The following is a 15,378-nucleotide window of genomic DNA, read 5'->3' on the forward strand; positions in this document are numbered from 1 at the left end:
TTCCTATACGTCGATCTTCGAGAAGCGGCGGATGACGGCGAAGCCGACCACGTACAGGGCGAAGGCGGCGACGACGGCGGCCTGTCCGATGCCGGAGCCGGTCATGCGGTCGAGGGCGCCGGGCTGCATGTTGTCGATGAGGAGGAGGGAGCCGACGCCGATGACGGGTACGGCGTACGCGGTCATGCTCACCTGGGAGAGCTGGGTGCGGACCTCGCGCCGGGTCTCCTTGCGTTCCTCCAGGGTCTCGGTGAGGTTGCGCAGGGAGGAGACGACGGTGCCGCCGGCCCGGTTGGCGAGGACGAGGGTGGTGACGAGGACGACGAGTTCGCGCGAGGGGAGGCGTTCGGCCAGTTCGCCGAGGGCGTCGTCGAGGGAGGTGCCGACCGCCAACTGCTGTGCGACCTTCTCTAGTTCGTCGCCTGCCGGGGCTTCGAGCTCGTCGGCGGCGAGGCTGAGGGCCATGCGCAGGGCGAGGCCGGCCTGGGTGGCGTTGGCCAGGATGCGGGAGAGTTCGGGGAGTTGGTTGATGAACTTCTCGATGCGCTTCTGACGCTGCCAGTTGAGGAATCCGATGGCGACCCAGACGCCGAGGAGTCCGCAGATCGGGCCGAAGAACGGGGAGAGCGCGGCCTGTCCGACGACCCACAGGACGGCGACGGTCGCGGCGAGCGCGACGGTGAACTCGCCGGTTGTGATGTCGAGTCCGGTGGCCGCGATGCGCAGCTCCAGCTTGCGTCCGAGCGTGGTCTTGCGGACCCGCCGGTCGATGCCGCGGAAGCGGCGCCGGCGGCGGCCCGTGGCCTCGGGCTCGCCGCTCTCGTCGAGCCGGGCGACGAGCGCCGCGTGCCGGCGTGCCCCGCTCGCGTACAGCTGGACCCCGACGATGCCCAGGACGCAGGCGAGCAGGGTCACGCCCGCGGTCAGCCAGAACGGGTCGGTCATCGCCGCGCCTCCCCGGCGACGAGGCCGCCGCGAGCCGTCATGCCGGGCCCTCCCGTGGCGAGACCGGTACGCGCGGCACGCATCGGCGCTCCCGTGGCGAGACCGGTACACGCGGCACGCATCGGCGCTCCCGTGCCGAGACCGGTACGCGCGCCACGCATCGGCGCTCCCGTGCCGAGACCGGTTCTCATCGGCGCTCCCGCCGCTGCGGTGGCGAGGTCCGTGTCGGGCATCATTCCGCCTCTCGGGTGGCCAGGTGGGCGTCGGTGGCGGCGACGCCGAAGGCCTGGGGGATGGGCTGTCCGGCCATGTAGAGGCGTTCGGCGACGCGGCGGGGCAGCGGGTGGTAGGTGAAGCGTCCGTAGACGCGGCCGTCGGCGGCGACGGGCTGGGCTTGGAAGCGGCAGATGGTGGCGAGGAGGAAGCGTTCGCGGCCGTGGGAGGCGAGGACGGAGATCTCGGTGATCCGGCGAGTGCCGTCGGGGTGGCGGGTGAGCTGGACGAGGACGTCGACGGCGCTGTTGATCTGGTCGCGCAGGGCTTCGAAGGGGACTTTGACCTCGGACATGGAGGCGAGGGTCTGGAGCCGCATGAGGGCGTCCTCGGCGGAGTTTGCGTGGACGGTGGCGAGGGAGCCGTCGTGGCCGGTGGACATGGCCTGGAGCATGTCGAGGGTCTCGCCGCCGCGGACCTCTCCGACGATGATCCGGTCGGGGCGCATGCGCAGGGAGTTGCGGACGAGGTCGCGGATGGAGATGGCGCCGCGGCCCTCGATGTTCGGCGGGCGGGCCTCCAGCCGGATGACGTGGGACTGCTGGAGCTGGAGTTCGGCCGAGTCCTCGATGGTGATGATGCGTTCGCCGTCCGGGACGAGGCCGGAGAGGGCGTTGAGGAGGGTGGTCTTGCCGGTGCCGGTGGCGCCGGAGACGATCAGGTTGAACTTGGCCTGGACGAGCCCGGACAGCAGGAGCAGCATCTGCTCGTCGAGGGAGCCGAGGCCGATCATCTCGTGGAGCGTGTAGGCGCGGGGGAAGCGGCGGATGGTGAGGGTCGCGCCGGTGAGGGAGAGCGGCGGGATGATGACGTTGACGCGTTCCCCGGAGGGGAGCCGGGCGTCGACCATCGGGTTGGACTCGTCGACGCGGCGGTTGACGGTCGACACGATCCGCTCGATGGTCTGCATCAGCTGGTCGTGGGAGGCGAAGCGGAGCGGGAGGAGTTCGACGCGCCCGCCGCGTTCGATGAAGATCTGGTCGGGACCGTTGACCATGATCTCGGTGATGGAGGCGTCTTCGAGGAGCGGTTCGAGTACGCCGAGCCCGAGGGCCTCGTCGACGACCCGGCGGATCAGCTGGGCGCGTTCCGCGGTGGAGAGGACCGGGCCCTCGCGGCTGATGATGTGGCCGAGGACGCGCTCCAGGCGGGCGCGCCGCTCGGCGGCCGCGAGCGCGGACATCTCGGTGAGGTCGATCTCCTCCAGGAGCTTGGCGCGGAAGGCGGCGACCAGGTGGCCGTCCTCCCTGGCAGCGGCGCCGCCGCCCTTCTCCTCGGGGGCGTTGATCCGGGCGCGCAGGCTCATGGCAGGTCCTCCTGAGGCGTCTCGGGCATCGGCATGGTGGCGGTCTTCTCGACGCTTCCGAGGCCGTCCCAGAAGGGCACGACGGAGGGGATGTCGACGGTGACGGTGACGACGGCCTCGCCTCCGCCGCCGTCGTACGACACGGTGGACCGCTCCGCGACCCAGCCGCTCACCGCCGCGTGGGCAGCGGCCTGGGGGCTGGGCGCGTCCTCGTCGTCGCTGCTCGCCGCCCGGGCCGCGGCGCGGGCCGCCGTGCCCGCCTGCTGGGCGGCGTACGCGGCGATGCCGAGCTGGAGTCCGGCCAGCCCGACGAGGAGCAGGATGGGGAGGAAGCCGAGGTATTCGATGGCGGCCTGGCCGCGGTCGCGGGTCCGGGTCCGGGTGGGCGGCTGTTCCGTCATGGCGTGGGGCCCTCCGCTATCGCGCCGGCCTTGCCTCGTACGGTGAAGAGGCCGCCGACTCCGGGGACGAGGACGGGGACCTGGATCTCGACGACGGCGGTCACCATGCCGTCGCCCGTGGTGCAGCTCGGCCTCGCGCCGCTCTTCCAGGCGCCGTCGAGGTGTCGCAGAGCGGCCTCGCCGCAGTCGTCTCCGACGGCGGCCGCTCGCGCCGCCTCGTCCGCCGCGTTCCCCGCGAGGGTGTACGTGTACCCGACCAGGACGATCTGCCAGAGCAGGGCGAGGGTGAGCAGGATCAGCGGCACCATGCCGAGGAACTCCACCGCCACCTGGCCACGGTCACCCCGTCTCCTGTCGTCGTCCCGGATCGCGGTCATGGGTCAGCGTCCTCCGGTGCGGCGGCGGAGGCCGAGGGAGCCGCGGTCGGCGGCGCGGGCGAGTTGCTTGCCGGGCGGGCCGGGGGTGTCGGTCGCCGGGGCGCCGACGAGGCCGAGCTCGCCCGCGAGGGTCCAGAGGGCCTGCTTGACCGTGGACTTGGCGTCGAGTTCGTGGAGGCGGCCGGCGTCGACGACGGCGGCGAGTTCCTTGAAGTGGGCGGGGACGGCGACGGAGGCGATGCGCGTCCCGGTGATCTTCTGGACGAGGGGCGGCTGGATCTCGGTGGAGCGGTGGTGGCGGTTGACGAGGGTGACGGTCTCCTCGGCCTTGCGGACCTGGAGGCGTTCCCACATCCGTACGGTCCGCTTGGCGGCCCGCACCGCCACCACGTCGGGGGTGGTGACGAGGAGGGCGGTGTCGGCCATCTCGATGGCGGCGGCGTTGGCGCTGTCGAGGCGGGAGCCGCAGTCGACGACGACGACGTCGTGGCGGCCGCGGAGGGCGCTGACGATCTGACGGGCGGCGCGGTCGGTGACTTCTTCGCCGCGTTCGCCTTCGGCGGGGGCGAGGAGGAGGGAGAGGCCGGTCTCGTGGAGGTAGACGGCGTCCTGGAGGACGCGGGGCGAGATGTCGGCGATGGCGGAGAGGTCGGCGACGGAGCGGCGGAACTGGACGTCGAGGTAGGAGGCGATGTCTCCGCTCTGGAGGTCCATGTCGACGAGGGCGACGGTCCGGCCGGAGGCGCGGGCGGCGAGGGCGAGGTGGACGGCGGTCACGGTGGTGCCGACGCCGCCTTTGGCGCCGCTGACGGTGACGACGGTGCCGCCTGGTCCGGTGGGGCGGTCGGCGCCGGCGCCGAGGTGGCGGCGGACTCCGGTGGACCACTGGGCGGCGGCCTGGACGCGGCTGGCGAGTTCCTCGTAGCCGAGGGGGAGGGTGACGAGGCCGCGGGCGCCGGAGTCCATGGCGGCGGAGAAGAGCACGGGGCTGGCGTCGGCGCTGATCAGGACGGTGCCGACGGCGGGGAAGCGGAGGGCGACCTCGCGGACGAGTTCGAGGGCCGGGACGGGCCCGATCCGCTCGTGGACGAGGACGACTTCGGGGAGTTCGTCGACGGAGACGGCGGCGAGGCGCGCGAGGGCGTCGACGAGCTGGGTGGAGTCGGGGACGGGCGGGGCGGGTTCGGCGTCCGGGAGCTGGCTGAGCAGCGTCATGACGGACCGGGCCGCGTCGGGGTCCCCGACGGCCGGCAGGATCCTGGTGGTCATACCGGCCTCACTTGTCCTTTTCGAGCGTGTAGGTGCGGTCGCGCTGGTCGGCGGGGGCGCCGCCGGTGGTGGGCGCGACGAGGGCGAGGCGGACGTGCTCGGCGAACGACTCGGCGTAGGCGACGCGCTGGGTGTCGAGGGTGGAGAGGGCGAAGCTGATGGGGACGGCTTCGGCGCCGGTGCGGCCGGTGTTGCCGGACTGGTCGCGGATGGGGGTGAGTTTGCCGACGTCGAGGACGCGGGCGCCGGCGACGATCACGCGGGACTGGGAGGGGTCGCCCTTCTTCTCGCCGGCGAAGGTGGCGTAGATGTTGACGGTGGCGCCCGCGGTGATCTTGCCGGCGACCCCGGTGGCCGCGTCGATCATGATGGCGATCTCCTGCTGTCCGTCCTGGAGGGCGGGCCGGTCGACGATCATGTCCTCCTGGAGGAGGGAGCCCTCGCGCAGTTCGGTGACGGCGATCTTGCCCTGGATGCGCCGGAGGTCGGTGACGGCGGTCTCGGGGAGCCAGCGCTTCGGCATCGAGATCTTCTCGAACTGGCCGGTGCTGAGGGCCGTGTAGGGCTTCACGTTCTTGGCGATCCGGTACGCGGTGACCTCCGGGCCGACCTTCGAGTTCACGTCGCTGATGACCGCGAGGACGCCGGCGAAGGCGCCGAGCGCGCACAGGACGGACAGCAGCAGCAGGATGACGCCGCGGCGCTGGCGGGAGTTCATGGCCGTACTACCTCGATCGGAGACGTGGGTCCGGACGGACGGGGCGGCTGGTGGGCGGCTGGTCGTGCGGGGGCGTCGCGCCGGGCGGGGTTCACGGCAGGGCGCGGGTGGGGTGCGCGGCGGGGCCGAGGGCCGGGGCGGCGTGGGCGCCGGTCCCCAGGGCGCGGGCGGGGAGGCTGCCGGCGAGGGCGCCGGGGGGCCGGCCGCCGGGGGCGACCGCGCGGGGGGCCTGGTCCGGTGGGGCGAGGGGTGCGGCGCAGAAGCCGCAGCGGTCTCCGATGAGGTCCATGCCGCACCAGTGGCAGGTCTCGCGGCGGACGGAGGAGACGAGTTGGTAGAGGACGGGGAGGTCGGGGAGGTAGGCGGCGAACTCGACGAGTTTGGGGGTGCCCCACCAGGCGGGTGAGGACTCGGGCAGGGGGGTCTCGTGGACGGGGCCGCCGATGCGCCACTGGGGTACGAGGGTGGTGGTGGGCCAGTCGGTCTGGAGGTGGCCGCGGGCGAGGAGGAGTTCGGTGGTGAACTCGGGTCCGGCGAGGGGGGTTTCGCTGTTGCCGAGGCGCACGATCTGGGGGGTGGGTCCGGCGAGGACGGCGAAGTGGGCGCCGGGGAGCCAGCCCTTGAGGTGGGAGCCGAGGCTGACGGGGACGCGGTCGAGCCGGGCGACGGTGCCGAGGACGGCGCCGGCGTAGATGTAGTGGGCGAGGAGCCGGGCGGCGGAGGCGAGGACGCCGGGGCTGAAGTCGCAGCCGGCCAGTTGCCGGAGCTGGCGGACGAGTACGGCCGTGCCGAGGGGCGGCAGGTCGGTCCTGACCAGGGCGATCCGGTCGCTTTCGAGGAGGCCGCGGACGGCGCGGAGGCGTTGTTCGACGGCGGCCGGGGCGGCGGCGGGGCAGACGACGACGACGTGTCCGTACCGGGTGAGGAGGTGCTGCATGTCGGCGACGGAGGCGTCGAGCGGGCGGTTGTCGGGGGGTGGGAGGACGGTGGCGTCCGGGGTCCCCGGGTCGGTCGGTGGCAGCACCAGGTCGGCGCCGGTGACCGCGATCGCTGTCGGCACGTCAGGCTCCCCCGTCCCCTCCGGCCTCCGGTGCACCGGGGGCCGCGGATCACTTACCGCGTTCACGGCGTCACCGCAGGGTGCGACCGTCTCTGCACCCTATCCACGTCCCCCGGGGTGGTGAACACACAATCCGCCAAGCTGTCCCCATCAATTTGCGGGCGGGGTGCGGACCCCCGGCGACCCTTCCCACCCCGGCGTTTGCCGTGGAGGGGCGGGGGCCGCCCGGTGGAGGTGCGGGGGCCGTCAACGCCGTCCTCTGCCAGAGGTCTTGACAACGCGATTGGTCTGGACCAGCTTGTTCCGACAGCGGTGGCCACCGTCGAACCTCCCGCACAGCCTCGTACCCCCGTACGAGTCGCTGACGGATCCTCCGTACGACGACGTACGGCACCTCCACATCCCCAACTCCCCCACCGGAGGATGCACGTGGACCGCACCACCACCCGCCCGCACGGACGCCGTTGGCTCGGCGGAGCCCTCGCGCTCGCCGTCGGCTCCGGGCTCGTCCTCGTCGGCGGAGCCGGCACCGCTCAGGCGGCGGACGTCAACGTCGCCAAGAACGCCGGGTTCGAGAACGGCCTCGCCAACTGGTCCTGTTCCGCGGGCAGCGGCGCCGCCGTCTCCTCCCCGGTCCGCACCGGGACCGGCGCCCTGAAGGCCACCCCGGCCGGCCTCGACAACGCCAAGTGCGTGCAGACCGTGGCCGTCAAGCCCAACTCGACCTACACGCTGAGCGCCTGGGTCCAGGGCGGCTACGCCTACCTCGGCGCGAACGGCACCGGGACCGGCACCGTCTCCACCTGGACGCCCGACAGCCCCTCCTGGAAGCAGCTGACCACCACCTTCACGACCGGGGCGAGCACCACCTCGGTCGAGATCTACACCCACGGCTGGTACGGCACCTCCCCCTACCTCGTGGACGACGTGAGCGTCTACGGCCCCGACGGAGGCGGCGGCCAGGACCCCGACCCGGTCGTCCCGTCCACCCCGGCCGGCCTCGCCGCCGGTTCGGTCACCACGTCCTCCGTCGCCCTGAGCTGGGGCGCGGTCTCCGGCGCCACGAGCTACAAGGTGTACCGGGACGGCGCCAACCCCCAGACGGTGACCGGCACGTCCGCCACGGTCTCCGGGCTCACCGCCGACACCGCGTACCAGTTCCAGGTCTCCGCGGCGAACGCGGCCGGCGAGTCCGCGAAGTCCGCCGCGGTGACCGCGCGCACCGCCAAGCCCACGGACCCGGGCCCCGGCCCGGCCGTCCCGAAGCACGCCGTCACCGGCTACTGGCAGAACTTCGACAACGGCGCCGCCAAGCAGAAGCTGCGGGACGTCCAGGCGGCGTACGACATCATCGCCGTCTCGTTCGCCGACTCGACCACCACGCCCGGCCAGATCACCTTCAACCTCGACCCGGCCGTCGGCTACACCTCGGTCGCCGACTTCAAGGCCGACGTCGCGGCCAAGAAGGCGGCCGGAAAGTCCGTGATCATCTCGGTCGGCGGCGAGAAGGGCAACGTCACGGTCAACAGCGACGCCAGCGCCACCGCCTTCGCCGACAGCGCGTACGCCCTGATGCAGGAGTACGGCTTCAACGGCGTCGACATCGACCTCGAGCACGGCATCAACTCCACGTACCTCGCCAAGGCGCTGCGCCAGCTCTCCGCCAAGGCGGGGTCGAGCCTGGTCATCACGATGGCCCCGCAGACCATCGACATGCAGTCCACCGGCACGGAGTACTTCAAGACCGCGCTCGCCGTGAAGGACATCCTCACGGTCGTCAACACCCAGTACTACAACAGCGGTTCGATGCTCGGTTGCGACGGCAAGGTCTACAGCCAGGGCTCGGTGGACTTCCTCACCGCGCTCGCCTGCATCCAGATCCAGGGCGGCCTCGCCCCGTCGCAGGTCGGCCTCGGCGTCCCCGCCTCCACCCGCGGCGCGGGCAGCGGCTACGTCGACCCGCAGGTCGTGAAGAACGCGCTCGACTGCCTCACCAAGCTCACCGGCTGCGGCACCTTCAAGCCGGCCCAGGCCTGGCCCTCCCTCCGCGGCGCCATGACCTGGTCGACCAACTGGGACGCGACGGCCGGCAACGCCTGGTCGAACGCGGTCGGCCCGCACGTCCACAACCTGCCGTAACCCCGGTTCGCCACCCCCCGCACCACCGCACGCGCCGCGCCGCCGCTCCCCCGGCGGCGCGGCGCCGCCGTCGTCATCGCCCGGGAAGCGGGCCGACGCGGACGACGAGCGCTCCGGCCTCCGCCAGGCCGGGCGCGCGGTCAGCGCGGCGGCAGGTAGTGGGCCAGGACCGATCCGAGCCGGGCCGCCCACTCGTCGATCCGGGCGACCCTGCGCCCGTCGAGCTCACAGGTGTACGTCCCGCCGCCGGCGCGCAGCGACACCGCGACGCGCAGCCCCCGGCCCCGCCGGGTCGGCCAGTACTCCACCCCCACGATCTCCGCCCATCCGAACTCCGCCTCCTCGCCGTAGAGCTGGAGGTGCACGCCGCCGCCGTCGACCACGATCCCCGACGACCGGTCCGCGGCCACGAACTCCGGCCCGGGCTGCGGCGGCAGGGACGGCGGCGGTGGCGGCGCCCAGCCCGCCTGCGGCCCGACGGGCGGCCTCGTCGCCGCGACCGACGGCGGCACGGGAAACACCCGCGGGTCGGTGACGGGAGCGGCCTGCGGCGCCCCGAACCCCGCCTGCGGGGGTACGGGGAGCGCGGGCGCGTCGACGACCGGGACCGAGTACGGCACCCCGGGCTGCGGGGTCGACGGAGACGCGGGCGTGTCGACGACGGGTACCGAGTACGGCACCCCGGACTGCGGGGTCGACGGAGACGCGGGCGCGTCGACGACGGGAGCCGGGTGCGGCGCACCGAACCCCGGGCCCGGCGCCCCGAATCCGGTGCCGGGCGCGCCGAACGCCGCCTCCGGGGCGGCGGGGGCGCGGGGCTCCTCGCCGCCCAGGGCGTCCAGGATCTCGTCGGGGGTGGGCCGTTCGGCCGGGTTCTTGGCGAGGCAGCGGCCGACGAGGTCGCGGAGGGACTCGGGGACGGTGGCGAGGTCGGGGGCCTCGTGCACGGAGCGGTACATGAGGCCCATCGGGGTGCCGTCGCCGAAGGGGCGGCCGCCGGTCGCGGCGACGAGGACGGCGCCGAGGGCGAACACGTCGGCGGCGCCCGTCACCTCCTCGCCGAGGGCCTGTTCGGGGGCGAGGTAGCCGGGGGTGCCGAAGGCGGATCCGGTGGCGGTGAGCCGGGTGGACTCCAGGGCGCGGGCGATGCCGAAGTCGAGGACGCGGGGGCCGTCGGGGGCCATCACGATGTTGCCGGGCTTGAGGTCGCGGTGGACGAGCCCGCAGGCGTGGATGGCCTCCAGGGCCTCGGCGAGTGCGGCGCCGAGCGCGCGCAGCCGGTCCTCGCCCATCGGGCCCTCGGCGGTGAGGAGTCCGGAGAGGGTGGGGCCGGGGATGTAGGCGGTGGCGAGCCAGGGCGCCTCGGCGTCGGGGTCGGCGTCGACGACCTGCGCCGTGTGGAAGCCGCCGACCTGCCGGGCGGCGGCGACCTCGGCGCGGAAGCGGGCGCGGAAGGAAGGATCGGAGGCGAGTTCCGGCCGCGCGACTTTGACGGCGACGGCGCGCCCGCCGCGCGATCGGGCGAGATAGACGGTGCCCATGCCGCCTTCGCCTAGCTTGTGCTCGATGACGTATCTACCGACGAGGGTCCCCACGCGGGACAGTATGGCCGAACTCGCTACCTTGACCGGTCCATGACATAGCCCCACCATGTGCCTCGGACACCCGCACGAGTTTGTCGCACTCCCCCACACTCCCCACCCAGGAGACATCATGCGACGTCCCACCCGCGGCAGAAGGTCCGCCACCCTCGCGGCCCTCGTGGCGCTCGCCCTCGCGGCGCCCCTCTCCGCCCTCTCCTCTCCCGCCGGGGCAGACCCGGCACCGACCGCCGCCCGCATCGCCTCCGGCGCCGAGGAGGTGATCCGGCAGTACGAGGTCGCCGGGCCGTCCACCCCGGCCGCCCGCACCGCGCTCACCGCCACCGGCGTCTCGATCGACGAGGTCGACGCCCGCTCGGTCGTCGTCAGCGCCAACACCGCGCAGCTGGCGAACCTCAAGGCGCTCGGCTACAAGCCGATCGCGCTCCCCGGACCGCCGGACCGCACGGCCGAGGGCGGCAAGACGGCCGGCCCGCTCGACTTCCCCTCCGCCGACGCGAAGTACCACAACTACGCGGAGGCGAACGCGGAGATCGACCAGCGCCTCGCCGCCTACCCGTCCATCATGCGCAAGCAGGTCATCGGGAAGTCGTACCAGGGCCGGGACATCGTCGCCATCAAGATCAGCGACAACGTCGCCACCGACGAGAACGAGCCCGAAGTCCTCTTCACCCACCACCAGCACGCCCGCGAGCACCTCACCGTCGAGATGGCGCTGTACCTGCTGCGCGAACTCGGCGCGGGCTACGGCACGGACTCCCGCATCACCAACGCGGTGAACGGCCGCGAGATCTGGATCGTCCCGGACCTCAACCCCGACGGCGGCGAGTACGACATCGCCTCCGGCTCGTACCGCAGCTGGCGCAAGAACCGCCAGCCCAACTCCGGCTCGTCCTACATCGGCACCGACACCAACCGGAACTGGAACTACAAGTGGGGCTGCTGCGGCGGCTCCTCCGGCTCCAAGAGCTCCGAGACCTACCGCGGCGCGGCCCCCGAGTCCGCCCCCGAGGTCAAGGTCGTCGCCGACTTCGTCCGCTCCCGGGTGATCGGCGGCAAGCAGCAGATCTCCGCGGCGATCGACTTCCACACCTACAGCGAGCTGGTCCTCTGGCCCTTCGGCTGGACCACCGCCAACACCACCACCGGCATGACCCAGGACGACCGGGACGCCTTCGCGACCGTCGGCGGCAAGATGGCCGCGAGCAACGGCTACACCCCCGAGCAGTCCAGCGACCTCTACATCACCGACGGGTCCATCGACGACTACCTCTGGGGCTCCCAGCGGATCTTCGCCTACACCTTCGAGATGTACCCGACCTCCTCCTCCGGCGGCGGCTTCTACCCGCCCGACGAGGTCATCGAGCGCGAGACCTCCCGCAACCGCGACGCCGTCCTCCAACTCCTGGAGAACGCCGACTGCATGTACCGCTCCATCGGCAAGCAGGCCCAGTACTGCACGGCCTGACCCCCTGAGCACACCGCCGGGGCCGACAGGAGGAACCTCTCCTGCCGGCCCCGGCGGCCATGTCACGGAAGGATCGTCATCCTCGTGTCCACGCGCCCCTGCCCCCGTCAGTCCAGGACCGCCAGGGCGTCGATCTCGATGAGGAGGCCGGCGGGGAGGCCGACGTAGACGGTGGTGCGGGCGGAGGCGGGGGCCTTGAGGTCCTGGTCCTCGAAGTACTGGTTGTAGAGGGCGTTCATCTCGGCGAAGTGGTCGACGTCGGTGAGGTACACGCGCATCATCATGACGTCGTCCCAGGTCGCGCCGCCCTCCTCCAGGATGGCCTTGACGTTGGCGAACGTCTGGAGGGTCTGCTCGCGGAGGGTGGGGCCGGCGACGGTGGGGGCCTGGCCCTCGACGGCGGGGAGGAAGCCGACCTGGCCGGCGACCTGGAGGATGTTGCCCTTGCGCACGCCGTGCGAGAACTTCGCGGGCGGGGCGGTGTGGGTGGCGGGGGTCAGGGCGGTCTTCTCGGTCATGCGGTCGGTTCCTCGGTTTCCTTCGTCGGGGCGGTACCGGAGTACTCGCGGCTGATGGCGTCCGCGGTGCGGCGCACCTGCGGGAGGAGCGTGAGGAGTTCCTCGGCCGTGACGACGACGTTGGGCGCCGAGACCGACATGGCGGCGACGACCCGGCCGTCGGCGCCGCGGATGGGCGCGCCGACGCAGTTGATGGACTCCTCGTGGCCACCGAGGTCGGTGGCCCAGCCCTGTTCGCGTACGGTCGCCAGCTCCTTGAGGAAGGCGGCGGCGTTCGGGGTCGAACGGGGGGTGTACGGGGGGTAGTCGAGCTTGGCGGCGACGGCGCGGCGCTCGGCCTCGGGAAGGTCGGCGAGGAGCAGTTTGGCGACGGCGGCGACGGTGATCGCGACGGGCCTCCCGATGCGCGAGTACATGCGGACCGGGTAGCGGCTCTCGACCTTGTCGATGTAGAGGACCTCGCCCTCCTCGTACACGGCGAGGTGGACGGTGTGCCCGATGCGCTCGTTGAGGGCGACGAGGTAGGGGTGGGCGATGTCGCGGATGTCGAGGTTCTCGACGGCCTCCTGGGCGAGGGCGAAGAGGCGGGCGCCGAGGCGGTAGCGCTGGTCCTGCTGCCGGTGGACGAGGCCGTGCTCGTGGAGGGTGCGCAGGAGGCGCAGGGCCGTGGACTTGTGGACGCCGAGCCGCTCGGCGACCTGCCCGAGGTCGGCGGGGCCCTGGGCGAGCAGCGGCAGGATGCTGAGCGCCCGGTCGACGGTCTGGCTCATGGCGTGCGTACCTCCTGGTCGTCCCCCGTCCGGCCGGGGCCCTGCTGGTCGGCCTCCGTCCAGCCGGGGCCGAGGTGAAGTGTCTCCCAGGCGGCGGTGTCGAGCGCGGCCAGCCGGTCGGCGTGGGCGCGGCGGGGCGGCGGGGCCAGGTCGCCGGGGGCGGTGAGGGCGGCGGCGGCCATGAGGTGGCCGTGCCGGAGCCGGGTCGGCATGTCGAGGCCGCGGAGGGTGGCGGAGAGGAATCCGGCGGCGAAGGCGTCGCCGGCGCCGACGGTGGAGACGACGTCGACGCGGGGCGGGCGCTGGAGGAATCCCACGCCGTCGGCGTCCTCGATGTCCGCGTACGACTCGGGGCGGCGGTCGACGGCGTAGGCGCCGCCCTTGCCGAGCTTGAGGACGACGGTCTCGGGTCCGGCGACGAGTTCGGTGACGGCCCCGGTGCCCTTCAGGCCCCACAGGGCCTTCGCCTCGTCGGCGCCCACGAAGACCAGGTCGGCGCGGCGGGCGAGTTCGAGGAGCACCTCGGGGGCGCTGCCGTCGCGCCACAGGCCGGGCCGGTGGTTGACGTCGAAGGAGACGAGCGGGCGGCCGGGGCGGGGGGCGGTGAGGTCCCGGACGAGGTCGAGGCAGTCGGCGGAGAGGGCGGCGGTGATGCCGGTGAGGTGGAGGATCCGGGCGTCGGCGACGGAGTCGTAGGGGACGGTGGCGGGCGACATGGCCGAGGCGGCCGATCCGGCCCGGTAGTAGACGACCTCGTGGGCGTCGGTGGACCGGTCCTCGTCGGTGCGGAAGTAGACGCCGGTGGGCCGGTGCGGGTCGCGGCCGACGGCGGTGACGTCGACGCCGTGGCCGCCGATGGCCTCGACGAGGTGGTCGCCGAAGCCGTCGCGGCCGACGCGGCCGACCCATCGGGTGCGGTGTCCGGCGGCGGCGAGGGTGCAGGCGACGTTGGACTCGGCGCCGCCGATCGCGCGGGTGAAGGAGGGGACGTCGGCGAGGCGGCCCGGCCTGGAGGGGAGGAAGGTCACCATGGACTCGCCGAGGCAGACGACCTCCGGGGGCGCGTGTCCGCTCACTCTCGGGCTCCCTGGGACTCCTACGGGTCCATTGACCCGGCCTTGGCCCGGATGTTAGACAGCCATGAGCACAATGCGCAATGAGCGTTGCATTCCGCGCAACGACCACGACGAGGAGGCCTCATGCCCGACGCGGCGAACGAGACGAAGCCCGACCAGGCGACGGCGAAGCCCGACCAGGCGGCCGAGCGCGTCGACGACCGCTTCAAGGGCCTTCCCCCGGACGCCGAGGGCCTGACCGTGGGCGAGCTCGCCGCCCAGCGGCGCGACCTGTTCACCGGCGGCTTCACCACGCCCGTCCTCGCCCTCTCCGCCGAGTCCGTCGAGCACAACCTGCGCCTCCTGGAGGTGTACGCGGAGCGGCACGGCCTCGCCTTCGCCCCGCACGGCAAAACGTCCATGGCCCCGCAGCTCTTCGACCGGCAGATGGAGCACGGCGCCTGGGGCATCACCGCCGCCGTGCCCCACCAGGCCCGCGTCTACCGCACCCACGGCATCTCCCGGATCTTCCTCGCCAACGAGCTCGTGGACGCCGTCGCCCTGCGCTGGCTCGCCGCCGAACTCGACGCCGACCCCGACCTCCGCTTCGTCTGCTACGTCGACTCCGTGCGCGGCGTCGAGCTGATGGACGAGGCCCTGCGCGCCGCCGGCGCCGGCCGCCCGGTGGACGTCGTCGTCGAGCTGGGCGCCGGCGAGGGGGCCCGTACCGGCGTCCGCACGGAGGCCGGGTGCGCCGCCGTCGCCGACGCGGTCGCCGCGACCAGCACGCTCCGCCTGGTCGGCGTCGCCGGATACGAGGGCGAGGTGCCGGAGGCCACGCCCGAGCGGGTCGAGGCGTGGCTGCGCCGACTGACCGCGCTCGCGGTCGAGTTCGACAAGGCCGGCCGCTTCCGCCCGGACGGCGGCGTCGAGGAGATCATCGTGAGCGCGGGCGGCAGCGCCTGGTTCGACACGGTCGCCGACGTCTTCGCCGAGCTGCCCGAACTGTCGTTGCCCACCCTGAAGTTGCTGCGCTCGGGCGCGTACGTCTCGCACGACGACGGCCAGTACCGCAACCTGACCCCCTTCAACCGGGTCCCCGAAGAGGGCGCGCTGCAGCCCGCGTTCCGGCTGTGGTCGCAGGTCGTGTCCCGTCCCACCGACGAGCAGGCCTTCACCAACGCGGGCAAGCGCGACGCCGCCCACGACCTGCACCTCCCCGAGGCGCAGGTCGTCCGCGACGCCCGCACGGGCGAGATCCGGGCCGCCGAGGGCATCACCGTCACGAAGCTCTCCGACCAGCACGCCTGGCTCCGCACCGAACCCGGGGCGGACGTCGAGGTCGGCGACTGGGTGGGCATGGGCCTGTCGCACCCCTGCACCTCCTTCGACAAGTGGCAGCTCATCCCGCTCGTCGAGGCGGACGGCACCGTCGTCGACTACATCCGCACCTACTTCTAGGAGCCGGGAGCCCCGCC

Annotated in this window: 14 protein-coding genes; 3 read left to right on the forward strand and 11 right to left on the reverse strand. The window is 73.0% G+C overall.

Annotated elements, in window-relative coordinates:
- Positions 1-3: 3 nt before the first annotated feature.
- The 7 genes from MRBLMG1_RS05770 to MRBLMG1_RS05800 all read right to left on the reverse strand — a co-directional run bounded on the left by MRBLMG1_RS05770 (position 4) and on the right by MRBLMG1_RS05800 (position 6,349).
- Positions 4-945 (reverse strand): type II secretion system F family protein, encoded by a 942-nt coding sequence (locus MRBLMG1_RS05770; RefSeq protein ID WP_367821372.1) that lies wholly within the window; start codon positions 943-945, stop codon positions 4-6.
- Positions 946-1,177: 232 nt separating this feature from the next.
- Positions 1,178-2,524 carry a CpaF family protein gene (locus MRBLMG1_RS05775; RefSeq protein ID WP_367821373.1) on the reverse strand — a complete coding sequence of 449 codons (1,347 nt, stop codon included), beginning with the start codon at positions 2,522-2,524 and terminating at the stop codon, positions 1,178-1,180.
- Positions 2,521-2,925, reverse strand: a complete 405-nt coding sequence (locus tag MRBLMG1_RS05780) for a TadE/TadG family type IV pilus assembly protein (RefSeq protein ID WP_367821375.1) — start codon at positions 2,923-2,925, stop codon at positions 2,521-2,523. The genes MRBLMG1_RS05775 and MRBLMG1_RS05780 overlap by 4 nt, the downstream gene beginning before the upstream one ends.
- Positions 2,922-3,302, reverse strand: a complete 381-nt coding sequence (locus MRBLMG1_RS05785) for a TadE/TadG family type IV pilus assembly protein (RefSeq protein ID WP_367821377.1) — start codon at positions 3,300-3,302, stop codon at positions 2,922-2,924. Before MRBLMG1_RS05785 ends, MRBLMG1_RS05780 begins: the two co-directional genes overlap by 4 nt.
- Positions 3,303-3,305: 3 nt before the next feature.
- On the reverse strand, positions 3,306-4,571 hold the full coding sequence (locus tag MRBLMG1_RS05790) for an AAA family ATPase (RefSeq protein WP_367821379.1): 1,266 nt from the start codon (positions 4,569-4,571) through the stop codon (positions 3,306-3,308).
- Positions 4,572-4,578: 7 nt separating this feature from the next.
- Positions 4,579-5,289: a Flp pilus assembly protein CpaB gene (gene cpaB / locus MRBLMG1_RS05795; RefSeq protein WP_367821381.1), complete on the reverse strand. Its 711-nt coding sequence runs from the start codon at positions 5,287-5,289 to the stop codon at positions 4,579-4,581.
- A gap of 91 nt (positions 5,290-5,380) precedes the next feature.
- Positions 5,381-6,349: a hypothetical protein gene (locus tag MRBLMG1_RS05800; protein WP_367821383.1), complete on the reverse strand. Its 969-nt coding sequence runs from the start codon at positions 6,347-6,349 to the stop codon at positions 5,381-5,383.
- A gap of 423 nt (positions 6,350-6,772) precedes the next feature.
- On the opposite strand from MRBLMG1_RS05800, the gene MRBLMG1_RS05805 reads away from it, so the two are divergent.
- Positions 6,773-8,488: a chitinase gene (locus MRBLMG1_RS05805; RefSeq protein ID WP_367821385.1), complete on the forward strand. Its 1,716-nt coding sequence runs from the start codon at positions 6,773-6,775 to the stop codon at positions 8,486-8,488.
- 140 nt (positions 8,489-8,628) lie between these two features.
- Here the strand turns inward: MRBLMG1_RS05805 and MRBLMG1_RS05810 are convergent, their stop codons facing one another.
- Positions 8,629-10,140 carry a serine/threonine-protein kinase gene (locus MRBLMG1_RS05810; RefSeq protein WP_414721493.1) on the reverse strand — a complete coding sequence of 504 codons (1,512 nt, stop codon included), beginning with the start codon at positions 10,138-10,140 and terminating at the stop codon, positions 8,629-8,631.
- A gap of 61 nt (positions 10,141-10,201) precedes the next feature.
- On the opposite strand from MRBLMG1_RS05810, the gene MRBLMG1_RS05815 reads away from it, so the two are divergent.
- Positions 10,202-11,557, forward strand: coding sequence for a M14 family metallopeptidase (locus tag MRBLMG1_RS05815; RefSeq protein ID WP_367821389.1), 1,356 nt, complete (start codon positions 10,202-10,204; stop codon positions 11,555-11,557).
- Between the two features lie 107 nt (positions 11,558-11,664).
- Here the strand turns inward: MRBLMG1_RS05815 and MRBLMG1_RS05820 are convergent, their stop codons facing one another.
- From MRBLMG1_RS05820 to MRBLMG1_RS05830, 3 genes are read right to left on the reverse strand one after another with little or no spacing between them, the layout of a single operon-like run.
- A complete protein-coding gene (locus MRBLMG1_RS05820; protein ID WP_367821390.1) occupies positions 11,665-12,075 on the reverse strand; it encodes a RidA family protein in 411 nt (136 codons plus the stop codon).
- On the reverse strand, positions 12,072-12,845 hold the full coding sequence (locus MRBLMG1_RS05825; RefSeq protein ID WP_367821392.1) for an IclR family transcriptional regulator: 774 nt from the start codon (positions 12,843-12,845) through the stop codon (positions 12,072-12,074). The genes MRBLMG1_RS05820 and MRBLMG1_RS05825 overlap by 4 nt, the downstream gene beginning before the upstream one ends.
- Positions 12,842-13,876 (reverse strand): sugar kinase, encoded by a 1,035-nt coding sequence (locus tag MRBLMG1_RS05830; RefSeq protein WP_414721498.1) that lies wholly within the window; start codon positions 13,874-13,876, stop codon positions 12,842-12,844. The genes MRBLMG1_RS05825 and MRBLMG1_RS05830 overlap by 4 nt, the downstream gene beginning before the upstream one ends.
- 168 nt (positions 13,877-14,044) lie before the next feature.
- On the opposite strand from MRBLMG1_RS05830, the gene MRBLMG1_RS05835 reads away from it, so the two are divergent.
- A complete protein-coding gene (locus MRBLMG1_RS05835) occupies positions 14,045-15,361 on the forward strand; it encodes an amino acid deaminase (protein WP_367821396.1) in 1,317 nt (438 codons plus the stop codon).
- The last annotated feature ends 17 nt before the right edge of the window (positions 15,362-15,378 follow it).

The organism is Streptomyces sp. LMG1-1-1.1, assembly GCF_040815545.1.
Classification (GTDB): domain Bacteria; phylum Actinomycetota; class Actinomycetes; order Streptomycetales; family Streptomycetaceae; genus Streptomyces.